Source organism: Agrobacterium sp. D14 (assembly GCF_001526505.1).
GTDB lineage: Bacteria > Pseudomonadota > Alphaproteobacteria > Rhizobiales > Rhizobiaceae > Agrobacterium > Agrobacterium leguminum.
Genome location: NZ_ASXX01000036.1, coordinates 1 through 20,492 on the forward strand (window position 1 = coordinate 1; position 20,492 = coordinate 20,492).

Genomic DNA, 20,492 nt, shown 5'->3' on the forward strand with positions numbered 1-20,492 from the left:
GAACCCGCGACCCCCTGATTACAAATCAGAGAATGAAAGGTGTCAATTCATTTCAATGCAGCTCAATCTGCTCGGAAACTTTGAAAATTCCTTGCAATTTCATATATTTCATATTTCAATAAGTTTCAATTCATTTCAATGATTGCCGCGGGTCTTTGTTGCCCAGGTGTTGCCCGGAGTCGTTGCCCATGGCTAAAGAGAAGCTTCGTTTCACAGACAGGGCTCTGAAAGCTCTCAAGCCTGCGCCGAAAGGAACGGACCGATATGAAATACCAGACGCCATCGTTCCAGGACTGCTCGTTAGGGTCACGGAAACTGGGAAGAAATCGTTCGTCCTCGTCGCAAGGTATCCGGGAAAGAAGAACCCCACACGCCGCCTTCTAGGAACATACATCGAAAAGACTGGGGATGCCGGAACAGCAGATGGTCAGGACTCCTCTTCGTTGGAAGCCGCTCGCAAGAAAGCAAGAGAATGGCTCACCTTGCTGGCCGCAGGCGTTGACCCGCAAGTCCGATCTGAAGAGCTGAAAGCGCGCGAGATAGAGCGCCAAGCCAACACATTCGGCGATGCCATCGACATCTACCTAAAAACGCGGGTGATTGGGAAAGATAGGAATAGGCCGTTGATGCGCAGCGCGGAGGACGTCGAGCGCGCACTGATGACCGAGTTTGTGAACGACAAGTGGGAAACAGGTGAAAAAGGAAAGTCGTCTGTAAAGGGTAAAGGAAAGTTGAGGAAAGGTCTGCGAGATCGACCGCTTTCGGGCGTCACGAAAAAAGACATCCTCACCGTAATCGATGATGCAATCGCGAGGGACGCCCATACTACAGCTCACAATTGCCTAGCGTATATCCGCGCCTTCTTCAACTGGGCAATCGAGAGCGGAAGGTTTGGTCTTGAGGCGTCGCCTTGCGACCGGATCAAGCCGAAGAGTGTGATTGGCAAGAAGACCAAACGTAAGCGTGTTCTTACGGATTCTGAGATTGCGGCTCTCTGGGAGGCCGCCGGCATCATGGGCTACCCCTATGGGTCGGCAGTCAAGCTTTTGCTTCTTACCGGCCTGCGGCGTTCGGAGGTTACGGACGCTCCTCGTTCCGAGTTCGACTCCGCATCGTCAATGTGGACTGTTCCAAAGGAAAGAATGAAGAAGGACAATGACCACCACGCGCCTCTCCCCCCCATGACAAGGTCTCTGATCGCGAGTTTGCCGCAGCTCAACAAAGGTGAATTCCTGTTCTCGACAACTGGTGGAGAGAAACCGATGAATGGATTCTCCAAAAACAAGATCACTCTGGATGCCCAGATGCTGCTGGCGCTCAAAAGGCGAACTGAAGAAGAGGGCCGAAACCCTGAGCTTGTCAAACTGCAGCCGTTCGTTCTGCATGATATCAGGCGCACCGTCCGGACTCGCCTTTCCGCCCTTGGCGTTTCCAAGGTTGTGGCCGAACTGATCATTGCTCACACGCAGAAGGATCTAGATGCAGTCTACGATCAATGGGCATTCATTGATGAGCGCCGTCAAGCCTTGGACAAATGGGAAGAAAAGCTGCAGTCAATTGTCGATCCCGCGCCTGACAATGTCATTTCGTTACCTACTCGCACAGCTCAATAGCTTTACTTATGGAAAACCGAGCGATGAGGCGTTATTTGCATTTTTATGCGCATCGGCCTTTGATGTGTCTCAAAGTGTCCCGTTTCGTGCCGAAATGTGCCGCTACCCATGTGCAAATACGGGCAATTGCGCGCAAAATTGAGCAATCAGAACTCGATATCCGCTGAAGTTTCGGTCGGTTTCGCAGGCCCATGTTTAAAACCGTAACTTTCCGTATCAATCCGCAACATCAAAGCTCGATGTCGGACGCTTTTTCCAGCATGCACCCCTCCCAGGTGGACTAATTTGGTATGCAATAGCGCTTCAATAACGTTCATTGCATAACCTGTGCTTTGCGAGGATTTCTATCGCAGGTGATGTTCGCTCCACACCATGAAAGGAGCGAACATGAAACTCATCGATGCCAAGGGTCTCAAAGCTAAGGGCCTCGATTTCTCAGCCACACACCTGTGGCGTCTCGTGAAAAGCGAACGCTTTCCCAAGCCTGTGCCGACAGGGATGAAAAGCCGGTATTGGCTGGAATCTGAGATTGATGATTGGATCGCGGCACACGTTGCCAAGCGCGACCAGAATGCAGCTTGACTATGACGGGACGCAATTTCGAGAAGCTCCGCAAGGAGCAGGCTGTAGCTCGGCTCGGATACGAACCGCGTGATGGCATGAACCTTATCCCAGGCAAAATCAAGAAAAGAAAAAGCAAGGCGCAGCTTCGCGCTGAGGCTCAAGGCCTGACCACATCGAATACGATGATCACGAAAATGATCGAGTGCAATTGCGGCCATAGCGGGAGGGTCCGCATTCCTCTCTCACGATCTGGCGGTCCATTCAAATGCGTCGTCTGCGGGGTGTCGTCGTGAGACCAGAACTAATCGACACCGCATGGCACCTATCTGCCGGAGAAGCTCGAGGATTTCGGGGCCACGATGGCCGGTTTGAACGTGAGCGTACCGGTGCACGCTGGTTTCTGTTCAAGGAGCTGGACGATCTGGTCTATTTCCGTCCGGACACAGGGGAAATTGCCCTCTGGAATGGCCGTGCATTCGCTCTCGGCACCGAATTGATAGGCTACGCCACCACTTTTTCGATGGGTGACGGATTGAAGATTGTCTCATCCGTCGAGCGCTGGCTTGAACAAGCCGGCCGGAATTGCATCCAGGAATGCATACGAAAACGACTATTCGATCTGGGCACCATTACAGCAATGGGCGACACGGAACGGGATAGCCGTCATCGGCCTGCACCATACGAAAAAGGGTGGTGCTGACGATCCACTGGAAGCCCTCTCCGGCTCCAACGGCTTGAGCGCCGTAGCTGATACAACTCTCGTCCTCGATAAGGACGGAAATGGTGTGACCCTGTATGTTCGCGGGCGCGATGTCCAAGAAAAGGAAAGCGCTCTCAAATTCAATGGCGGGATGTGGGATTTGGTCGGCGAAGCCGCTGAAGTGAGGCGATCTGACGAGCGCTCGGTTATTCTGAAAGCTCTTGACGATAACCAGGAGCCGATAACTCCAAAGTCCCTCGCAGAGCTTCTCGGATTGCCTTATGCCAACGTCAAGCAATTGCTTTACAAGATGAATTTGGCCGGCGAGGTCCACAAGGCGGATAATAAGGGGCGCTACATCCACCCCAAATATGCCGCCAGTTTAGCCTCTGCAGGAACCCCCAGTAACCGCGATAACCCAATAACCTGACAAGAGAGACAGGGTTATCGCAGTGACCGCCGTAATCAGAGTTATCAGAGTTATCAGAGTTATCGGGGTTATGGGGGGGTGTACATAAGGATATCGTGTTGTTGGTGCATGGAGGTGTCTTGATCGCACGCGGGAGCGAACCTGCAACATTTCGAAATACGGAAAGAGAAGTGGAAAAAGACCTCCTGATCATAAATAAGAAGGTAATCGCGTTTAATTTCGTTTCAAATCCCTTTTAGATCAGTGATATATATGTTGTTGGGCACCCGCCATGCCGACCTGCCAGGCGTCTCTGGGGCAACCCTTGGGCAACCAGAGACGCCAATTCAGCGACGTTTTTGGTGACGTATCTCCAACAGCCGCGATGGGAAACGGTCAAAGGAGGCCGCAGATGTTTACGAAAGTGAAGATTTACCGCGTCAACGGTGAAGAGATCGAGCTGCCGCCGGTGGACGCGCGCGAGGCCATCACGAACCATCCTGATGAATGGCCGTTGACGCAGTGGACGAAGATGCAGCGGCAGGCGGCGCTGGAAAAGGCGCTAAAGGCTGATATCGACGCGATTGACGCTTAGGCATCCACCGCGCTGCGGACCGCCGACATGTTGCACTGTTTTGCCCCCGCCCCCCTTCATTTCTGCCGGGCCTTCGCAAACCAGGTGGGGGGCAAAATTGGGCGTGAGTTTTCCAGTTCCACCCTCACACACAACTCGCACCATTTGAGACATTTGGATCAGGATTTTTTTTACCTTACGGAGAAACGCGATGAACACGAAACGTATCTGCGCTGACACCGGGGAACTGATGTAGAGAGAGAGATCGCGAACAAGCGGAATGAGCGGGTATGTCGGTGCCGGATCGGCAAGATTGTCGCGAAGTCTGTTGCCAAGGCCGGGAAAGCTTGGAAAGATGCATTCGATGCCGCTGTTTCTGAACCTCGGGTTCGTGACGAATATCATCGACAATACACCAATCTGTATCTCAACCGCTATCCGGCGCTGAGTTCCTGACACCAATCGGCTGCACGCCGTACCAGAGGACCGGGGCAAGGAAGTGGAGTTGTGACGACTTCTCCCCGGTCTTTTCACATCGTCAGTTCGGGGGAATTTCCCCCACACTGAGTTGTAAAGGATTTCTTTCCAACTGACCTGTGCTTTGCCGGAAACCTCTGTCGGCGCGAGTTTGCGTTACTTAATTGAACAGGAACAACATGATGGCAGCACGGCATGACGCTTCCCCGGACGCTTTGATCGCCGCTCGGCAGCGGGAGGCGGTGAAGCCTGGGCGACAAAAACTGTCCGGCCGCGGTTCAGGGCTGACGCCAAAGGTGCGGAAAGCGATCGAAATCCTGATCTCGGCCGACGACCTCAATCCAAAGAACATGAACGATGACGCAGCGGAGCGCGCCGGCATTTCAGGACGCGCTCTCAAAGCTGCGTTGCAAAAGCCTTCGGTGCGGAGGTTCATGAATGAGCAAATCGAGATTTATCGCGAGGGTCTCAAGGCGGTTGCGGTTCGCACCATAGGAGACGTGATGACTGATCCCCAGCTGAAAAATACCGCTGCCGGCGCGCGGGTGCGGCTCGACGCGGCGAAGGCCGCTCTCATCGACAATCCCAGCTCAAATATCAACCTGCATGTCAACACGCAGGTCAATGTCACGCCTGGCAATGTGATCGACTTGACCGACGAAAAGCCCCAAGCTGTGAACCCATTAACCATCGAAAACTCCAACTAAAGGTGCAATGAACGCCGATGCTGACCGACGAAAAGCAGATGCGTTCGGCTCTTCAACTCGAGCGATAACCCTTAAAATCCACCGGCTACGCCGCTGGCCCGCGCGATAAGTGCGATTTCCGCCAGTCCGCCGATTAGTCCGTCGCCCATCAACAAGCGAGCGGATATTTGAAAGATCAATCGACCGTGTTAAGTCGGGTAAAGTTTGGTGCGACGAAGTGGCCTATGCAATTACCTAGATACATCCCGGCCATTGATGGTCTCCGTGCAATTGCAGTTGGCTTGGTGATCGCTTTCCACCTTGAGCCCTCCATCTTAAAAGGAGGATTCATAGGCGTTGATATATTCTTTGTTATTTCAGGATTCCTGATCAGCGGGATAATCGTTGATGATATCAATGCTGGCCGCTTCTCCTATGGGCGTTTCCTCCTTAGGCGCGTCAGACGTTTGGCTCCAGCCCTGCTGACTGTGCTTGCGTTTTCTTCGATGGTGGCTTTTCTGATCGAATATCCAGACGAGCTTTTGGGTTTTTCAAACAGTCTCATCTCCACGATAACCCTCGTCTCCAATTTTCATTTCATGCAGGACGCGGGGTATTTTTCGCAGGCCGCCGAAACCCAGTTTTTGCTCCACACTTGGTCTCTAAGCGTCGAAGAGCAATTCTATCTGTTATTCCCCATCTGTTTGCTGATTGCATCATTCTGCCGCGTAGGTTCGGCTTCGTTCATTCGAGCAGCCCTTGCCGTCTCAATCGCTTTCAATGCCCTGGTACTGTGGCTGTTCCTAGGCGGTCATGCATCAGACTGGAATTTGGCCCAACCCAACGGAGCTTTCTTTTTTACGCCCTTCCGGTTCTACGAGATCCTAATCGGCGCTAACCTTGCAATGTTCTTTCGAACCTCGTCGGCGCGCCCCGCTCCGGCACTGGCGACCGTTGGTTTGGTGGCAATTTTCCTCTGCGCCTTAACCTTTCGATCAGGGATGTACTATCCCGGCCTTTGGGGTGTTTTGCCGTCCACCGGGGCCGCCCTCGTCATAGCCGGCGTCACCACGAATCGTGGATGGGCATCTTGGTTTCTCACGCGGCCGGTGATGCTTTTTCTGGGGCGCATTTCATATTCGTTGTATCTCTGGCACTGGCCTATCGTTGTCTCTTGGAACTTGATCTTTCCTGACCACCACGGGGCAGTCAGAATTCTATTCGTCCTCGCATTAACCCTGGTGCTCGCTTACGCCAGTTATCGTTTTATTGAATGGCCAGTCTACAAAGGTTCCGCAATCAAATCGAACCCGAGGCTAGTCGCATGCGTCCTTGCCGTCACGGGTACACTGCTGGTTCTACCGATTTCGGCATTAAATCATGAAGGACTTCCTTCGAGAATTCCAACAGTCCTACTTGCTGAACGCGATGGGGCCTATTTGCGCCCGCTTGAAGGATTTGCTGATTGCGACGCCGAAGGCACTTGCGTGATCAATAGTGGCCAAGGGGTTGAGCCATCATTCTTGTTTTGGGGCGACTCCCATGCTGAAGGGCTGTTGCCGGCCGTTTCGTTAGCAGCCCAAAAGGCTGGAGTAACTGGACTGTATGCGCAGCAAAGCGGGTGCATCGCTCTCCTGGGGGTCTGGCAGGACCGAAAGGGATATGAAGCCGAATGCGATAACGCCAACCAACGAGCCGCTGGGCTTATTGAACGCTACCCATCTATACAAACGGTGATCGTGGCCTCTCGCTGGGCGCTTTACTATTCAGGCGACCGCTATCGTAATGACAACGGTCATAGAGTGGTCATTACCGACGCGACAGGATCAAAGAACAACAAATCCGTCTTTGCTAACGGCATGGCTCGAACAATCAATAAGATCGACCAACTCGGCGCCAACATCTACTTCGTGAGACAAGTGCCGGAGGTCAGCTATCCTGTTGCGGACACATGGGGGAGACGCCAGATGTTCGGGTTGGGCGGGTTTCCATTGGAACCGCGAACTAATTACGACAAGCGCAATTCCGAAGTAGACACGTTGATGCGAGGCTTTCCGAGTGCCAAAATCATCGACCTAACAAGCAAATTCTGCGACTCCATAAGCTGCAGCGCGTTTTCAGGCGGCAAGCCGATCTATCGTGATAATAACCATGTCACGTTTCAGTTTTCGGCATCTATTCCAGATAGCTTTTTGCCAGCGCTGCAAAACTCCAAGACCGCCGTATCTGGAAAATAACGGTTTATGCCGCGCCAGAACGAGGGCCGCGCCTGCCGCAATAGCCTGTGCTTTGCGGGCAGTCCGTCAGCATGGGCAATCTGCCAATAAATCAATGATGATTTGGCAGGTTTCTATATGTCCGTCACCACTTTCAACAAGCGCATCACCACCTACAATCCTGTGGTAGCCACGACAGAGTTTGCGGCGCTGTTTCCGGTCTTCGACAACGACGATTTGACTGTCCTTGTTGATGGTGTGGAGCGGACGGACTTCGCCGTATCGGCAACTTATGTTGAGGGCGTCTCGACTGACGCAAAAGCTGTGTTCGCTGTAGGCATCGTCGGACGTGTCGATGTCGTCAGCCTTCGCGACCCCCATCGAACCAACCGCGGTCGTGGCGTAGCTATGGGGAGGCGTTCGCTACGGCTTTGGGCGCGCGCCTGGTACGGGTCCTTTCTCGGGCAGTTCGCTGTCCCAAAGCCGCTTAGAGGCCTGTGGCTTTACGGCTTCGTTGTCGGCTGGGTGGCCGCCAACATTGCCGGAGCGATCGCCTTCCAGATTTTGAAGCGCGCCCCCGACTGGGTCATCTTGATGTTGCTTGAAATGAGATGACATCGCGCCGAAAGTAGCCTCTAAAATGCGATCGACGACTGCGGGGTTTTCATCCAGTCTTTCTTTCCAGTTTAAGGTCATATCCATTGCGGACAGCACCCAGACCAAAGAGCTGATAACCGCCGCCGGGTAGCCAGCCCATTTTAGTATCGTCTTCCCCAGCGATGGGTGAATTTGTTGTGCGGCTTCGACAAATTCATCGGGGCGCAATTTTCCAGATAGCGCATCGCGGCCGAGTGCGGCCAGTCGCTCAATCATCTCTCGGGTGATGTCCGGTGCTCGCAAGACCTCGACGGTCTCTTTCGAGAGATCAAATACGCCTTTGCTCAATTCGGCTTTGTCGTACCCGCAGACGATGCATTCTTCCGTGTTTCCCCAGCAGTAAAAATAAGGGCCGGCAAACACGTAGTTTTGGGACGGAAATATACTCCGACATTCCGGGCAAAAACTCGGCAAAGGCGGGCCGTGTGGCCGGCGCCAGCCGATCGATGTCGCTGAGCGCGTCTCGCGCAACTTCGGATCTCTCATCACGTGATTGTTAGTTATTCGCGCTTCCGAGCCCGGCGCCAGATTCCAGGGCGTTGTAACGTTGTCAAAGGTCACATCATCGGCCTTAATATTCACCGGGCCAGCAGATTTGATGCCTGTATGACAATCGGCAATGCGGACAGATTTAATTTCCATGACAAGGCCCTACCTCTACGACACGGCGTCCAGAGCCGCCGCCTTTTCCCAGCGGCGATTTGTGTTACTTCAGAGAAACCCGTTTTTCTGTATATGAACTGCAGTCGTGGCGGTCCAAGCGCTCCCCGTTGGAGATCCAGAGGTGGCATTCACTAAAAAGGTACGGACAAGCTGCGCTTCTGGCGAGATGGTGGCCTTGCATAAAGCAGCGATTATCTACATCGACTAAGGGGCAGAGGTGGCGAATTCCGATGCTTTGGACGCCTGAGGTGACAAAGTTAAAGGAGTTTAAAGACCCTCGGGTGCAGTAAGGGATTCTGAGTCCTAGCTTCCACTCCGGCGTAACCAAAGGAGTGTTGCCCTCTTCCAAGGCTCGAAAGAAGCGTATTTTTTGCCTTCCGTGGTGATGGCTTCCAGTAGGCGCTTCCTCGCCGACTCCCACAGGGCTAATTTAGCATCGTACTCGCGCGCGGTTCCCTGTCCCTTGTCGCATCTGATCATGGCGTTCACTATCGCTCCCCTCGTTTCATAGAGATGTTGCCAAGCGGGAGAAACGTTCGGAAAATAAAAAGCTACCAGCATCTCAATCTCGCTTTGAGCGAGGCCCGTCTCTGGCCCCTTGAGCAGGTCGTTGCCGTCCCGGATTTTTCCACCGTCTATCAGAATAGGAAGCATACCAACAAAGTAGCTTCCGGCATCCCGGGTCCAACGATCAGCTGAGCGGTATAGTTGTTCAGCCTTTTGCTGGCGCGAAAGATGCTGGTCTCTTTGGAGAGCGAGGAAAAACGATACAAGACCGGCCACCAAGCCGCTTGATAATACCGTGGCCACGTACGCTGAGACCAATTAATTACCCCCATATCTAAATTACGAAGAATAACGCGATTCGATGCCCCTGTAACGTGCTTGGACACGCTGAAGCCTTGATCAAATCGGTAAGCTTCAACCGTCGAAGAGCACGGTTTAGACAACAATACCACTGGTCCCCCTGTGCTTTGCGGGCAATCCTTTAGAATGGGCAAATTGCCACCAGATCAACTGAGATTTGGTGGTTTTCCATGTCTACGACTGCGCCGGACGCACGCATCACGACCTATACCCCGACCGTCGCAACGACGGAATTTGAAGCGCTTTTCCCGATCTTCGATAACTCTGATGTGGCGGTCTATGTGAATGGTCAGGAACAGTCTGATTTCACCGTATCGGCGTCATATGTCGATGGTGTTTCCAACAACGCGCGTGTGATTATGGCAACCGGCGTCACCGGCAAGGTTCGGATTGTTGGGGATCGTAACCCTCGCCGGCAAAATCGTTTCGGATTTGGTCCCATCCAACCTCGCGATCTGAACCTCGCGTTTGATACGATCCAAGGCGAGATGCAGGAAGCTCGCCGCGATATCGACCGCTCAGTTAAATCCGCCTATGGCGAAAATGGCCCAAGCCTTCCTGCGTCAGATACAGGGGCATTTCTGCGCTGGAATGTAAATGGTGAACTCGAAAACTCAAAGCCAAGCTTCTCCGTTTCTGAGGATGTGCACGGGTTCGACACGGTTGCCGATGCCGCAGGTGCGATGATCCCTCCTGCCGTGGAATGGCTGTCTGTTGCCGGGAAGCTGGCCTCTAGTGATGGCAATGGCGGTCTTTACGTCAGCTCAAACAATGGAAGCTCGGACACGTTCACCTCTATGGACGGACGCACATGGTATCGCGTGGGAGACGTCGGCCTCCCGCGCCTTGCCGCAGAGGTGGCGACACGCCTGATCGAATTTGACATCCGCGACAGCCGGTTTGCCGGCGGCGCGAAGTGGGATGATGTCAACGATGACAGCGCCGCCTTTGCCGCTGCAATCGCGTATTTCAAAACCCTCGGCGGCATCAATCAATATCAGGGAAAAAATGCCGCGCGTCTTCGCCTCCCGCGCGGTGTCGGCCGTATAGGAACGAGCGTTGACCTTACCGGTGCGCATAACGTGCACATAGTCGGTGAAGGCGACGGCGTGACTACCGTTCGCCTTACGGAAAACGTTCCCGCGTTCAAAACAACCACTGTTGCTGGCAATGATGACATGCGGATCGGCCTCGCCGAATTCTGCATCTATGGCCCTGGACGTACCAATGTGAATGCCCATGGCATCGACTTCGGGGCGCTCAATAACGGCTTCATCCGGGATGTTCGTTTCTACGCTCTTCGCGATGCCATCCGGCTTCGCAACAACTGGCAGACTGATCTGACCCGCATAAAAATCGACGGCGGCCCGACGCCCGGCGGCGCGTTGACGTGCTATCGCGGCATATGCCTTCTCGACGGTCTAGCGGCCGGCGGCGGCAGCAACACCGTCATCGAGAATGCCGTCAAAATCCACGGTGGCATCATCTCCGGCTGCGAGACTGTCGGCTTCCGTGGCGAAAGCGTTTCTGGTTCTATGGTGGTGGGGCTTGAGGTTCTGGCGTGCGGCAATACCGGTGTTCTGATCGGCGACAATCCCGGCGGCAAACCGGTGAAGTGGTTTACATGGACCGGTGGCATGATCGATACCTGCGGCGACCTGTTGGTACTCGTCAAAGGAGCCTCTTCAGAGCTGACGCAAATGCACTTCTCATCCTTCTGGCTCGGCTACGCAAACGCCGGGAGCGGAAACGGTGATGCGGTCCGCGTCGAGGGCGCAACGTATTGCACTTTCCGCCCAGATGTCGTGTTCAATTCAGATACCGCGCTTGTCGCAGTCGGCTGCGATGAAATCGTCTATGAGGCCGGCGTGGTGCAGGGCTACGACCGATCCTCGGTTGGATCGACTGCCATCATTCTCGAAAACACCCTTCGCTCGAAAATCGCGGTTGGCCGAGGTCGCAAGACGGCCGGGTCTCCTGGCGCAACCTTCCTCGCGGAAACCGGCTCCTCGGATTTCAATCTTCTGACAGGCATCAACGCTGATGGTGCCATGACCGTCATCGGCCCTGCAACAGTCGTCGGCCCGTGCCGTCCGTTCAAAGCGAAGAACCATGGCGGCGTTGACATGCCCAACGGTCAATCAACGGTCGTGGTCACGCATGGTCTTGGAAGAGCACCCGAGCGCGGGGAGATACAGGTGACGCCTCGAAGCACGCTGACGGCATCAGGCGTGAATTCTTTTGCTGTCGATACGATCACGTCGACGCAGTTCACCATTCGCACAAACACAGCGGTGACGGCAACAACGGCGTTCGATTGGTTCGGAGATGTTTCGAGAGGATAATTCACGGCACTCAACGAAATCAAATAGATATCGCGTTAGAAGCCTGTGCTTTGCGAACGCTGAATTCACCGTGCTACGCCGATCACCAATAAAAACCAGCGCGTGGAGATAAAAAATGTCCCAGAAGGTGGCACCGGTTTCGTCCGGCTCCGAAGCAAGACAGAGGAGCCGGCCGATGAGAAAGCGTGAAGGTCGAATGCTTCAGACTGCCGATGTCTGCCAGCGCTATGGTGTCAGCCGGTGGACGGTGGCAGCGTGGTGCGAGAGCGCGGAAGAGGAATTCCCCAAGCCTATCAAAATAGGCAGGCGTAACTATTACGACGAAACCGAAATCCTGAAATGGGAACTGCGGCGGGCGGGCCTGAACCCCGATCTACCGGAGTCCATTAAGGGATATGAGGTGGTTTCCAACCTGATCACGGATTACGATGAGTTGGTGAAGGCTCTTCGGAAGCAGCGGGAACGTCAGAAGATGACCGTGATGGAAGTTGATGCCAGATCAGGCATGCAAGAGGGCTATACGTCCAAGCTTGAGAACTATCGCAAAGTGAATGGACGAGGAATGGGGCCAGAGACATTCCCTCTCTGGCTGGGCGCTCTTCGCGTAGCGGTGGTTCTGATAGAGCTGCCGAAAACCACACGCAACTTTAGGGCCAAGGCGACACCTGCGATCGGTGAACTAGTCGAGAGTGACAATTAGACTTGGCAGCATTTGAATGGTCGATGGGCTTCAACTCTCACCTTCGCCATTAGTTCTTTCTTTCCACAATCGGTGTATTTCCTCCCCTGCAAAAGACGCGGTGAGGTAAATGCGTAACGAATCTCCAGGGGATAAAGCCTTTTCGAAAATGTTGGCTGCAGACCTTACGAAGAGATACCGGGGCATTCTGTTCTGGGTCTCTGGCGGATTGCTTATTCTGGGATGCGTTCACGGCTACATCTCTGAAAGCGCAACAGTGCTCCCCCGGTACGGCGCGTTGGTGACCCTCCTCACTCTTTGGCACGCATACGCACAATCTCAGTATCTGAAGATGTTCGAGTTGGACGTCATCCCGATTGCATCAGCCTTCGCAAAAGAAATCGGTAAAGAGGATAGGGCCGAGCTATTGCCAGACCTCATGGGCGCGATTCAAAGAAGGTTCATTCTTGACCATTTAACTGTTGCGACCACTGGAACAGTCGTTTGGGGTTTTGGCGATCTGCTTCCATTATTCTGAACCAGTCTGGTTCATGCCCCGCAATGCATTAGCACCGCATCCGTTATGGACTATTCTATCTCAGGGTGTATCGTAACCGAATTCAACGTCGAATTAGCGCAGGAGGGTAAATTGCGGGCGGCGTTTATATTTCTGGCAATTTTTATTGCCGCGCCAGTGCAAGCGGAAAACTACGTTCTTTGTATTGACAACAGTAACAAGCATTGCGGTGTTTCGGCTGAATGGTCCTGTAACGGAAGTTACTATCGACACGGAAGCTATGAGAGCGATGATAAGTGGGCTCTGTGCCGTCTCATTCGGAATGGACAGGACAGCAACCTGAATGCCATTTGCAGTCAACGCGCGTATTTTGGCTGTAGCCGTCCCTAGTTCGAGGAACTAACGTCACTTAAACGGGGAGACGTTGTCGTAATTTCCAGCGCTACAATGGCAAATGACACACAAAACTAAACACCGTTCGCAAAATGGGCTAGTGCTGGTGGTTTTCAACGGCGTGCCTTTGAAAGACCTCCCTCGATATCACGATGCAAGGGCTAGGTTCAAACCGCTCTATTATGGGGTCGCCAATCGTAAAGTTGGCGCAACGGGAAGTGTCGACGTCACATTCGTGGTTTTAGATGAGCCATCGGCTCTATCCGTGCTTTTAGGTATACCAGCGATCTAATGTACACCTTCACGGCGAAAGATTTCAGTGATGGTAACTGAAGAGATGTAGATAGGATGGTGGGGTAAGTACCGGATGGTTCCTGAGCAAAACGCGCAGTCTGGTGCAACGCGAAAACCCAGGCTCTGGCCGTGGCTGCTGTTCGGCATGCTGATCGTGCTCATCGTCGCAGCTGTCTACGCGTACTTGGAAATCACCGCGATGATCGAGGATTTAGGCCGGCTGTGGGATGACCTGGTGCAGTTGTTCTGGCTGATTGTTCCAGACGGCGAGAAATAGAAATTCGGGCAAAAAGAAACCCGCCGGAGCGGGTTTTCTCAAACCAGTTACAATGGTGGTCAGAACCATGTGTTAAATCGTCCGTCTTTAGTTCGTCTGGCCCGGAGAAACGCGGATTATTTTCTTCCGTTTGATTTCAATCCATTCATTTTCACCTGAACGGAATGAGAGAACAATATCTCCATCATGCTCCGCATGTAATGGTATCCCGCTAATCGCAAAAATAGTAGGCTCAAGTGCAACAATTTGCATTGTGCCACCCAATTCGATTGGCGGATTTCCAGTGGGTGACGTAATTTTGAAAGCAAAATCCAAGCTACCCAATATTTTAGGTTCGATTTCAAACCAAAAAGCCGTCGGAAAGGTCAGTGGATAAGACGGAACTGTAATCGCCCCACTATATACGCCGATCAGAATATCTTTTCCTGTAATTTCCTTGCGAATATCGTCACATATGATGGCGGACCGAACCTCAGCTTGCATGGGGATACTCGATTTGGACTGTGTTTTTGCTCGCCGCACCAGTGAGGCTGGGGCTGATACTCAGCTGTCGCGTATTAACAACGACAACATTCTCGCCAACGCGGCTGTTATTATTAATTTCCCGATCGCCGAGGAGCTGCTTAAAAGTTAATTCAGGTTCAACGTCCATGGCCCAGCAAATCTCCGCTAGGCTCTCAAGAGACAGGTTTGCATAACCAGAAAAGCATTTATTCACCCGCGACCTGTCTATACCCAAACGAGAGGCGATCTCCTGCTGGGTGATCTTCTCAATTTCCTTTCTGTCAACAAGTGCCGTTTGCAGCAATCGTCCGACCTTTGCAACGAAGGCCGCGGCGGCTTCATCTTTGGGATGATCCAGCTCAAAAAGAAATGACGTCATATTCTGTTGCTCCTGGTGTCCACTTGGGCGGATCTAGATCAATCGCATCTCGCTCTTTTACGACCAAGTCCCGATATCCCGGGTACAAATTATGGCCGTGAGTTCGATCCATGAAATCGCCCTTTACAGCGATGAATTTATTGTATGCGGGGAACCAGCCAAAAATCCGAAGATCTGGCGTGACAAGTTCAAAAACATCTCGATCCTCTGGTCTCATCCGCTTAAACTGCCTTCCAACAGACATGGGTGCTCCCGAGATGAACAACTTTAAAAAACCAGCTGCCTGATTTTTTGGGCTGGCGTTTGATGGCTCTATTGCCCTCTGCTGTCTAACCGGGCCATCCAAGAACGCTATGAAATCAGGGAAGGCATAAAATTCCCTGTCTTCAAATTCGCGAGGCTTGAGTGGTACGCGTATCCGTCGAAGGATTCCTCTTTCGCATAATGCATGTAATGTTGCCATATAAGTCAACAAAGTCCGGTTAACAATCATGAAAGGCGATTAAATTTTTGTAACGTGTTGTGGCTTTACACCCGTTCGCTCACTGCTTCTTTGGTCGCGTTCAATTGTCGTTAGATGTGTCAAGCCAACCGAAGTACACCCATACCGCGGCAAAGCGCCGATCTTTGACCGGCGGTTTCTTTTTTATCGCTGCGAACCCCTAATCTACGAATTTGATGCTCCCGACAGAAGTTTCCTCCGCGATGGTCCTGAGCGCATCTAGAAACGACGCTTTCCCATTTCGCGTCCTCAGGTCAGACAGACGAGCAGAATGCACGAAGACAAGCTCGACTTCTCCCAGCCAGCCCGAAGGCCAGCAAAATAAAAATATATCTCATGTAGTCCCCAGTTCCCCCGACGCGAGGTGCACCGTATAGCTCAAGCTTCACTACAACCCACTGGGAGAGTCAATATCTCCAGTCAACCTCTAATGAATATTAGTTTGCCGTACTTGGTCTGGTGCGAGCTGACTTTAGCTCGGCGTAAAAAAGCTGTGCTCATTGGTAACCAACACTATGCAAGCACCTTTTACGGCTCGCTCTTCTGGCTGACAGGATGAGAAAAATAATCGGCCAGCCGGTTATTCTCGATCATCTTTCGCATAAACTCTAGAGTTCTTCTTGGTTGCGTGCCTTTTTCAAATTCCGCATGTGCCCTTTGAAGCAAGAGATTTATAATCGCTTTGTCGTATACCATTATCCATTCCTGCGGGAAATTGACCATACCAAGTTCGACGGGCGCATAATGGACACGCACGACAGGCAACAGGCCGCCAACGTCATGTTTGACTTTATTACGGCGATGACAGCAGCCAATGATGCGGACGCTATCATTCATGACCTGTCGAAAGTTTCCAAGAGCTTCGGTCTCGATTGTTTTGCGATTTCCGGCATCCCGTTACCCGGGGAAAAAATCGATAGATACGTTTTGCTGAGTGCCTGGCCGGAAGGCTGGTTCGAGCGCTATGTCGCGGAAGACTACGTTCATATCGATTCTGTGATTTACCAAAGCAAAATATCTGATGGTGCCTTTGTCTGGTCAGAGGAGTTGGGCGGCAAACCCATTCGGCGCGAAGCCAAGAAGCTGATGAATGAAGCTTCCGAATTTCGGATGCTGGATGGTTATAGTGTGCCGCTACACATGCCGGGGGGCCTTCAGGCCATCGTTACGTTCGGCGCAGAGAAAATCGACCTCTCCACTGAAGCAAAAGGCGTTCTCCATATCGTGGCCATTTATGCCCACAACCGTCTCAAGGCGCTACTTGAGCAACAAAGCGGGGCCAGTAAAAAAGACACACCCCATATCACCCAGCACGAGCGCGACGTAATTCGCTGGTGTGCGGAAGGCAAAACCAATTGGGAGATAGGGCAAATTCTTGGGCGCTCAGAGAAAACTGTCCAGCACGAGCTTCACAATGCACAACGGAAGATGAATTGCGTCAATCGTGCGCAGCTCATAGCCGAAGCCATCCGCATAGGGCTCATTCGCTGACAATAGGCAGAACGGCCTATTTACCAGAAATCCCCCTCCACTAAGCCTACCCCTGCAAATCTGCGGGGGTTTTAATGCTTCGATATTTCAAGGGTTCATCGCTACAGGCTTCAGGCTTTGCCGAAAGGGTGTGGCAGTTCCGTCATCGTCATTTTGTTGAGCGTTTCGGTTGGGAGGCACTTCGAAAACCGGACAGCCGGGAAATAGATGTCTTTGATACCGATGACGCCGTTCATCTCGTTCTGGAAGATGCGGGTGTCGTTCTAGGCTATTCTAGACTTCTAACTACGAGTGCGCCGCATCTTCTTTCTGATGTCTATCCGGAAATAATGAACGGTGCCGATTATCCGCGTCAAGCGAATGTTTATGAATGGACGCGATGCGTGGCCGAGCCTGATACAAGGCTTCGCGGTGTGGAAGCTTCTCATATGCTACTGACTGGTGTTGCTGAATTCTGCCTAAGCGCAGGCATTGAAGCCTTGATCGTTGAGACTCATCCGAAGTTGGTCAACCTGCTCGTGTCCAATCTCTGGGACGTAACGCCTCTTGCCGCGCCGATGGTTTATGATGGGGCTCTCGTTGTGCCCATACATGCTGCTCCATCCTCGGCCGCACTTCTATCTCATCATCGCGGTGCGCGCATCAACGGTAGTGTGCTGGAACTGGCCGGAGATGCATTGAACCCAATCACCAAGAATGCGCTCAGAGCGTTTGTTGACCATTCTCATACAGAAGAGGTCGTGGAGGTAGGCTATGCATGACCCCTTAACAGAACATGCGGTTGCGCAATACATCGCTGAGCAGACGGACGAATTGATTTCCCTTGTGAATTTTTGCCCGCCGAGTGATCGCGTTCGCTTCCTTACCTACCTTCTCGACATGGTTCGCCTAGAAGCGAAACAGGTTTATGAGTCAGAGGCTGAACCAAGACCAAAGCTGATGCTCGTTTATTCGAGAGCAGAGACGCCTGCCGGCGATTAAGTTCCGTTCAGCGTTGGAGAAAGCCAGCGATATTCATAATTCCCAGGATCAGGGCTGCAAGATTAAGAATTATGAGGCTGACCAAAAGTGATTTTGTGACCCATCTACGTTACATGGCCTTCGATCCTAGTATGCTATCGCTCGATGCAACGGCATCGAGCGATAGCATACTAGGAATCACCATGGCAAAATCAGACGCCCTATTTGTAACTGAGGCTCAGTGCGCGGAACGCTTGGGCCTAAGTCTTGATCAATTTAAAACGGCGATCATCGCAGCGTCCAAAGCCGGATTTCCGCAGCCAGACCCGCTCTTTGTCAACAAGCGATATTGGCCGGCAGTACGGGTGTGGCTTGATCGCCGTTATGGGATGAGTGACGAGCGGGGAATGTTGAGCATCCCGGCTCTCGATGGCAAAGAGAGCTGGAAACGTTAAGTCATTGCTTGAGCGCGTTGGCGTCAGCGTACCGCGCCTGAATAGCGCGCTCCATGCGTTGACGCTCATCATCTGTCATTTCAGCCAGCCGCGCTCTGCCTCTTTCTGCCATAATTTCTGTTTCCTCCCGAATGAGATGGTATGGCGGGACAACGCGTCGGAGGCCATATTCTGCTGTTGCATCATTTATCTCAAGACGGCTGCGGCTGTCGTCTCCATTACGGGCTACATGCTTGACCGCTGAAACAAATTTTTCCTCTAGCTCGGGTAACGCCAGCCCGTGCATTTGACGGCCTCTCTGAGATATTCTTGTGTTTCCAACGCGGACTGATGCGCAAGTTCATGGTGAGCTGTCTGGTTTTCATCAGTCATTTTTGCTTCTCGTCGGCATAGCTGAGCCGAATACGGTTGCGTTTCTCGAACCACTGAGCAGGAGTTAGGATTTGCTTCTGGTCCATTCGTAAATATGGGGAAACAGCAGAGAGAAGCGCTGCTTTGAGGCGTTGCGCTTCATCGGAATTTGCTTTCCAGACCGCAGCAGTTCTCTCGCCGGTGTGCGTATTGTCAACGTCGAAATAAGGATTTTTCTCCAAGTACGACGAGTGGTCAATCTGGCGGGCTAGGAACATATCGGATCCCATGGAAGCGAGTGGCTTTACCATTCCTCTGAGGTAATCATAGACCTCCTCTCCAAACAACAATCGCGATTCCTCTGCGAGCGATGGCAGGTCCTCAGGAAAGGTTGACGCCTCAGGGCCGAGAGTTTGGTCTATGATCTTCAATGCCCGCGAGTAAATGTTGAAGCGCCTTTCAAATAGGTCGAGTAGTACCTTTTGATGCGCTGTTCTCCACTGCATAAATGCAACAACGAGAACCAGTCCGCTTATAATTGTCGTTGCCCAGGCGTTCATTCTCCCGACCTCATTTTCCTTACCCTCGTGCTGCTTTTGAGATGCTAAATCACGAAGGCAAGGAAGGCCGCAATGCAAGCAAATACTGCCGCTGTTCCGTTAATCGCCGCCGCTATTGCGCCGTGTCGAAATGCAGTTCGCTGATACTGCAACCATTCATTCTTTGTGGGCGGCGTCATGCCGTTAATGCTGAAGGCTGGTCGGCCGTTGCCATCTGTGCCAAGTAATATTCCAATGTGATCGCGGTCATAACCGGGCGGAGCTGTGACATCGAGATTTACCCGGAGCGCCGCAAAGGAAAAAACAGCCGATGCTAACCATAGGGCTGCGGCTAAAAAACCTGCAACCAAAGGCCACGTTTTCGGATCGGTCATCATTTACTTAAGCCTCACTCCCGCTCCGCCCTCAGCCGATATACCCTTGTCAAGGAATATGACACCAGCTGAAACAAACGCGGTTTGGATCGCTTCAATCGTTCGTTCCTGCGCAGCCAATGGTCCGGGCTGCGATTCCAACCTTTTAATGGAAGGCAGCGACACCTTGGAAGTTGCAGCCAAATCCTTTTGTTCCCATCGCAACAGCGCGCGCGCTGCTCGAACCTGCTCACTCGTGATCATCTGTCCTCGCTAAAATAATGCCTCAGGTATTGACGATTCCTCAGGTATCATATAATACCCTAAGCATTGATTAACGCAAGAAGTGGATACCGAAATGCCGAACACATCGATTCCGGCCGCCGCCGAAGGCGTGGCCGCACTTCCCCGCCTCATGGAGGCCTACTGGCGTCACTACGCTGCTGTCATTGAGGCGATGCGAGATGCCGATGACGCTCCCCGGGATAGCCGGGAGCGCGCAGAAGCCGACAACCGCCAGATGACAGAAGGTGCTCTTCTGGAAGGTGCAACGCTCGCGATCTGCTCCTTCCTCCCGACTTTCATAGTTGATGCGCGCACGAAGGCGAGCTTCCTGGCCAACCTCGCACGCGAGAATTCAGGCCACCTCAGCGAAAGTGAAACGGCAGCGCTGCTGTCCTCTCTGCCCCATCTCATTTCTACAAAGGATGAGTCTGATGACCTCTGATCGCCCGAAGACCATCCAAGGACTCGAAAACCAGTTCTGATCAACTATGCTTTGGAATCCATGAGCGGTGATGAGAACCTACGAACGGAGGCTAATGCCCTGCAATTCGGAATGAACGGCTTGGGGAAGCACCTCACCGCGGCCAAAACGAAAGTCGAAAAGGCTCGGTCGTTGGCCAATAATAGCTGATGTTGCCCAATATGTTGCCCAAGACGCATGCACTAGTAGAGGCTGGGCAACATAACTGCACTAAGCGATTGATTTTACTGGTGCCCCCGG

General features: G+C 52.6%; 26 protein-coding genes. 15 read left to right on the forward strand and 11 right to left on the reverse strand.

Annotation, left to right across the window (positions count from 1 at the left end; all coding sequences use genetic code 11):
* Nucleotides 1-188: 188 nt before the first annotated feature.
* The 4 genes from L901_RS19075 to L901_RS19095 all read left to right on the forward strand — a co-directional run bounded on the left by L901_RS19075 (nt 189) and on the right by L901_RS19095 (nt 3,881).
* Nucleotides 189-1,613 (forward strand): site-specific integrase, encoded by a 1,425-nt coding sequence (locus tag L901_RS19075; protein ID WP_059759582.1) that lies wholly within the window; start codon nt 189-191, stop codon nt 1,611-1,613.
* Between the two features lie 387 nt (nt 1,614-2,000).
* Complete coding sequence (locus L901_RS19080; RefSeq protein WP_059759584.1) at nt 2,001-2,195, forward strand: AlpA family transcriptional regulator; 195 nt, start codon at nt 2,001-2,003, stop codon at nt 2,193-2,195.
* A 545-nt stretch (nt 2,196-2,740) separates the two neighbouring features.
* The gene (locus L901_RS27150) at nt 2,741-3,307 is read left to right on the forward strand and encodes a hypothetical protein (RefSeq protein WP_147401485.1); all 567 of its coding nucleotides are present in this window, start codon (nt 2,741-2,743) and stop codon (nt 3,305-3,307) included.
* A gap of 391 nt (nt 3,308-3,698) precedes the next feature.
* Nucleotides 3,699-3,881, forward strand: coding sequence for a hypothetical protein (locus L901_RS19095; RefSeq protein WP_059759588.1), 183 nt, complete (start codon nt 3,699-3,701; stop codon nt 3,879-3,881).
* Here L901_RS19095 and L901_RS27155 read toward each other — a convergent pair.
* Nucleotides 3,849-4,265, reverse strand: coding sequence for a hypothetical protein (locus L901_RS27155; protein WP_147401483.1), 417 nt, complete (start codon nt 4,263-4,265; stop codon nt 3,849-3,851). The two genes, L901_RS19095 and L901_RS27155, sit on opposite strands and share 33 nt — an antisense overlap.
* Before the next feature lie 254 nt (nt 4,266-4,519).
* Between L901_RS27155 and L901_RS19100 the strand changes: the two genes are divergently transcribed.
* Together L901_RS19100 and L901_RS19105 are read left to right on the forward strand one after the other, a co-directional pair.
* On the forward strand, nt 4,520-5,044 hold the full coding sequence (locus tag L901_RS19100; protein WP_059759590.1) for a hypothetical protein: 525 nt from the start codon (nt 4,520-4,522) through the stop codon (nt 5,042-5,044).
* 224 nt (nt 5,045-5,268) lie between these two features.
* Nucleotides 5,269-7,260, forward strand: coding sequence for an acyltransferase family protein (locus L901_RS19105; RefSeq protein ID WP_059759592.1), 1,992 nt, complete (start codon nt 5,269-5,271; stop codon nt 7,258-7,260).
* Nucleotides 7,261-7,326: 66 nt separating this feature from the next.
* On the opposite strand, the gene L901_RS27160 is transcribed toward L901_RS19105, so the two are convergent.
* The 3 genes from L901_RS27160 to L901_RS19115 all read right to left on the reverse strand — a co-directional run bounded on the left by L901_RS27160 (nt 7,327) and on the right by L901_RS19115 (nt 9,369).
* On the reverse strand, nt 7,327-7,620 hold the full coding sequence (locus L901_RS27160) for a hypothetical protein (RefSeq protein ID WP_147401481.1): 294 nt from the start codon (nt 7,618-7,620) through the stop codon (nt 7,327-7,329).
* A gap of 42 nt (nt 7,621-7,662) precedes the next feature.
* Complete coding sequence (locus tag L901_RS27165; protein WP_147401479.1) at nt 7,663-8,538, reverse strand: hypothetical protein; 876 nt, start codon at nt 8,536-8,538, stop codon at nt 7,663-7,665.
* A 324-nt stretch (nt 8,539-8,862) separates the two neighbouring features.
* Complete coding sequence (locus tag L901_RS19115; RefSeq protein WP_147401477.1) at nt 8,863-9,369, reverse strand: hypothetical protein; 507 nt, start codon at nt 9,367-9,369, stop codon at nt 8,863-8,865.
* Between the two features lie 227 nt (nt 9,370-9,596).
* On the opposite strand from L901_RS19115, the gene L901_RS19120 reads away from it, so the two are divergent.
* From L901_RS19120 to L901_RS19135, 4 genes are all read left to right on the forward strand, one after another.
* A complete protein-coding gene (locus L901_RS19120) occupies nt 9,597-11,771 on the forward strand; it encodes a hypothetical protein (protein WP_059759601.1) in 2,175 nt (724 codons plus the stop codon).
* Nucleotides 11,772-11,946: 175 nt separating this feature from the next.
* Nucleotides 11,947-12,471: an AlpA family transcriptional regulator gene (locus tag L901_RS19125; RefSeq protein ID WP_003522421.1), complete on the forward strand. Its 525-nt coding sequence runs from the start codon at nt 11,947-11,949 to the stop codon at nt 12,469-12,471.
* 109 nt (nt 12,472-12,580) lie between these two features.
* On the forward strand, nt 12,581-12,988 hold the full coding sequence (locus tag L901_RS19130) for a hypothetical protein (protein ID WP_059759603.1): 408 nt from the start codon (nt 12,581-12,583) through the stop codon (nt 12,986-12,988).
* Nucleotides 12,989-13,727: 739 nt separating this feature from the next.
* The gene (locus L901_RS19135) at nt 13,728-13,931 is read left to right on the forward strand and encodes a hypothetical protein (protein ID WP_059759604.1); all 204 of its coding nucleotides are present in this window, start codon (nt 13,728-13,730) and stop codon (nt 13,929-13,931) included.
* A gap of 87 nt (nt 13,932-14,018) precedes the next feature.
* On the opposite strand, the gene L901_RS19140 is transcribed toward L901_RS19135, so the two are convergent.
* The 4 genes from L901_RS19140 to L901_RS27480 form a co-directional block, all read right to left on the reverse strand.
* Nucleotides 14,019-14,414: a hypothetical protein gene (locus L901_RS19140; RefSeq protein ID WP_059759605.1), complete on the reverse strand. Its 396-nt coding sequence runs from the start codon at nt 14,412-14,414 to the stop codon at nt 14,019-14,021.
* A complete protein-coding gene (locus L901_RS19145) occupies nt 14,404-14,814 on the reverse strand; it encodes a helix-turn-helix domain-containing protein (protein ID WP_059759606.1) in 411 nt (136 codons plus the stop codon). Before L901_RS19145 ends, L901_RS19140 begins: the two co-directional genes overlap by 11 nt.
* Entirely contained in the window at nt 14,795-15,058 is a 264-nt protein-coding gene (locus L901_RS27475; RefSeq protein ID WP_197419712.1) for a hypothetical protein, read from the reverse strand. The genes L901_RS19145 and L901_RS27475 overlap by 20 nt, the downstream gene beginning before the upstream one ends.
* 786 nt (nt 15,059-15,844) lie before the next feature.
* A complete protein-coding gene (locus L901_RS27480; RefSeq protein ID WP_183044080.1) occupies nt 15,845-16,012 on the reverse strand; it encodes a hypothetical protein in 168 nt (55 codons plus the stop codon).
* A 48-nt stretch (nt 16,013-16,060) separates the two neighbouring features.
* Here L901_RS27480 and L901_RS19150 point away from each other — a divergent pair, with 48 nt between their 5' ends.
* From L901_RS19150 to L901_RS19165, 4 genes are all read left to right on the forward strand, one after another.
* Nucleotides 16,061-16,807 carry a LuxR family transcriptional regulator gene (locus tag L901_RS19150; RefSeq protein WP_059759615.1) on the forward strand — a complete coding sequence of 249 codons (747 nt, stop codon included), beginning with the start codon at nt 16,061-16,063 and terminating at the stop codon, nt 16,805-16,807.
* Between the two features lie 74 nt (nt 16,808-16,881).
* On the forward strand, nt 16,882-17,568 hold the full coding sequence (locus tag L901_RS19155) for an acyl-homoserine-lactone synthase (RefSeq protein ID WP_082710728.1): 687 nt from the start codon (nt 16,882-16,884) through the stop codon (nt 17,566-17,568).
* On the forward strand, nt 17,561-17,788 hold the full coding sequence (locus tag L901_RS19160; RefSeq protein WP_003522411.1) for a hypothetical protein: 228 nt from the start codon (nt 17,561-17,563) through the stop codon (nt 17,786-17,788). Before L901_RS19155 ends, L901_RS19160 begins: the two co-directional genes overlap by 8 nt.
* Nucleotides 17,789-17,859: 71 nt before the next feature.
* Entirely contained in the window at nt 17,860-18,222 is a 363-nt protein-coding gene (locus L901_RS19165; RefSeq protein ID WP_245289668.1) for a hypothetical protein, read from the forward strand.
* 1 nt (nt 18,223) lies between these two features.
* Here the strand turns inward: L901_RS19165 and L901_RS19170 are convergent, their stop codons facing one another.
* The 3 genes from L901_RS19170 to L901_RS27175 form a co-directional block, all read right to left on the reverse strand.
* Nucleotides 18,224-18,508, reverse strand: a complete 285-nt coding sequence (locus L901_RS19170) for a hypothetical protein (RefSeq protein ID WP_059759608.1) — start codon at nt 18,506-18,508, stop codon at nt 18,224-18,226.
* A gap of 82 nt (nt 18,509-18,590) precedes the next feature.
* Complete coding sequence (locus tag L901_RS19175; RefSeq protein WP_059759610.1) at nt 18,591-19,133, reverse strand: hypothetical protein; 543 nt, start codon at nt 19,131-19,133, stop codon at nt 18,591-18,593.
* Between the two features lie 44 nt (nt 19,134-19,177).
* On the reverse strand, nt 19,178-19,510 hold the full coding sequence (locus L901_RS27175) for a hypothetical protein (RefSeq protein WP_147401475.1): 333 nt from the start codon (nt 19,508-19,510) through the stop codon (nt 19,178-19,180).
* A 334-nt stretch (nt 19,511-19,844) separates the two neighbouring features.
* Here L901_RS27175 and L901_RS19185 point away from each other — a divergent pair, with 334 nt between their 5' ends.
* On the forward strand, nt 19,845-20,213 hold the full coding sequence (locus tag L901_RS19185) for a hypothetical protein (protein WP_147401473.1): 369 nt from the start codon (nt 19,845-19,847) through the stop codon (nt 20,211-20,213).
* Nucleotides 20,214-20,492: the final 279 nt, after the last annotated feature.

Coding starts and splice junctions, on each gene's coding strand:
- L901_RS19075 (WP_059759582.1), top strand. CDS start 189: ATGGCTAAAGAGAAGCTTCGTTTCACAGACAGGGCTCTGAAAGCTCTC.
- L901_RS19080 (WP_059759584.1), top strand. CDS start 2,001: ATGAAACTCATCGATGCCAAGGGTCTCAAAGCTAAGGGCCTCGATTTC.
- L901_RS19095 (WP_059759588.1), top strand. CDS start 3,699: ATGTTTACGAAAGTGAAGATTTACCGCGTCAACGGTGAAGAGATCGAG.
- L901_RS27155 (WP_147401483.1), bottom strand. CDS start 4,265: ATGATATTCGTCACGAACCCGAGGTTCAGAAACAGCGGCATCGAATGC.
- L901_RS19100 (WP_059759590.1), top strand. CDS start 4,520: ATGGCAGCACGGCATGACGCTTCCCCGGACGCTTTGATCGCCGCTCGG.
- L901_RS19105 (WP_059759592.1), top strand. CDS start 5,269: ATGCAATTACCTAGATACATCCCGGCCATTGATGGTCTCCGTGCAATT.
- L901_RS27160 (WP_147401481.1), bottom strand. CDS start 7,620: ATGGGGGTCGCGAAGGCTGACGACATCGACACGTCCGACGATGCCTAC.
- L901_RS27165 (WP_147401479.1), bottom strand. CDS start 8,538: ATGGAAATTAAATCTGTCCGCATTGCCGATTGTCATACAGGCATCAAA.
- L901_RS19120 (WP_059759601.1), top strand. CDS start 9,597: ATGTCTACGACTGCGCCGGACGCACGCATCACGACCTATACCCCGACC.
- L901_RS19125 (WP_003522421.1), top strand. CDS start 11,947: ATGAGAAAGCGTGAAGGTCGAATGCTTCAGACTGCCGATGTCTGCCAG.
- L901_RS19130 (WP_059759603.1), top strand. CDS start 12,581: ATGCGTAACGAATCTCCAGGGGATAAAGCCTTTTCGAAAATGTTGGCT.
- L901_RS19135 (WP_059759604.1), top strand. CDS start 13,728: ATGGTTCCTGAGCAAAACGCGCAGTCTGGTGCAACGCGAAAACCCAGG.
- L901_RS19140 (WP_059759605.1), bottom strand. CDS start 14,414: ATGCAAGCTGAGGTTCGGTCCGCCATCATATGTGACGATATTCGCAAG.
- L901_RS19145 (WP_059759606.1), bottom strand. CDS start 14,814: ATGACGTCATTTCTTTTTGAGCTGGATCATCCCAAAGATGAAGCCGCC.
- L901_RS27475 (WP_197419712.1), bottom strand. CDS start 15,058: ATGTCTGTTGGAAGGCAGTTTAAGCGGATGAGACCAGAGGATCGAGAT.
- L901_RS27480 (WP_183044080.1), bottom strand. CDS start 16,012: ATGGTATACGACAAAGCGATTATAAATCTCTTGCTTCAAAGGGCACAT.
- L901_RS19150 (WP_059759615.1), top strand. CDS start 16,061: ATGGACACGCACGACAGGCAACAGGCCGCCAACGTCATGTTTGACTTT.
- L901_RS19155 (WP_082710728.1), top strand. CDS start 16,882: ATGCTTCGATATTTCAAGGGTTCATCGCTACAGGCTTCAGGCTTTGCC.
- L901_RS19160 (WP_003522411.1), top strand. CDS start 17,561: ATGCATGACCCCTTAACAGAACATGCGGTTGCGCAATACATCGCTGAG.
- L901_RS19165 (WP_245289668.1), top strand. CDS start 17,860: ATGAGGCTGACCAAAAGTGATTTTGTGACCCATCTACGTTACATGGCC.
- L901_RS19170 (WP_059759608.1), bottom strand. CDS start 18,508: ATGCACGGGCTGGCGTTACCCGAGCTAGAGGAAAAATTTGTTTCAGCG.
- L901_RS19175 (WP_059759610.1), bottom strand. CDS start 19,133: ATGAACGCCTGGGCAACGACAATTATAAGCGGACTGGTTCTCGTTGTT.
- L901_RS27175 (WP_147401475.1), bottom strand. CDS start 19,510: ATGATGACCGATCCGAAAACGTGGCCTTTGGTTGCAGGTTTTTTAGCC.
- L901_RS19185 (WP_147401473.1), top strand. CDS start 19,845: ATGCCGAACACATCGATTCCGGCCGCCGCCGAAGGCGTGGCCGCACTT.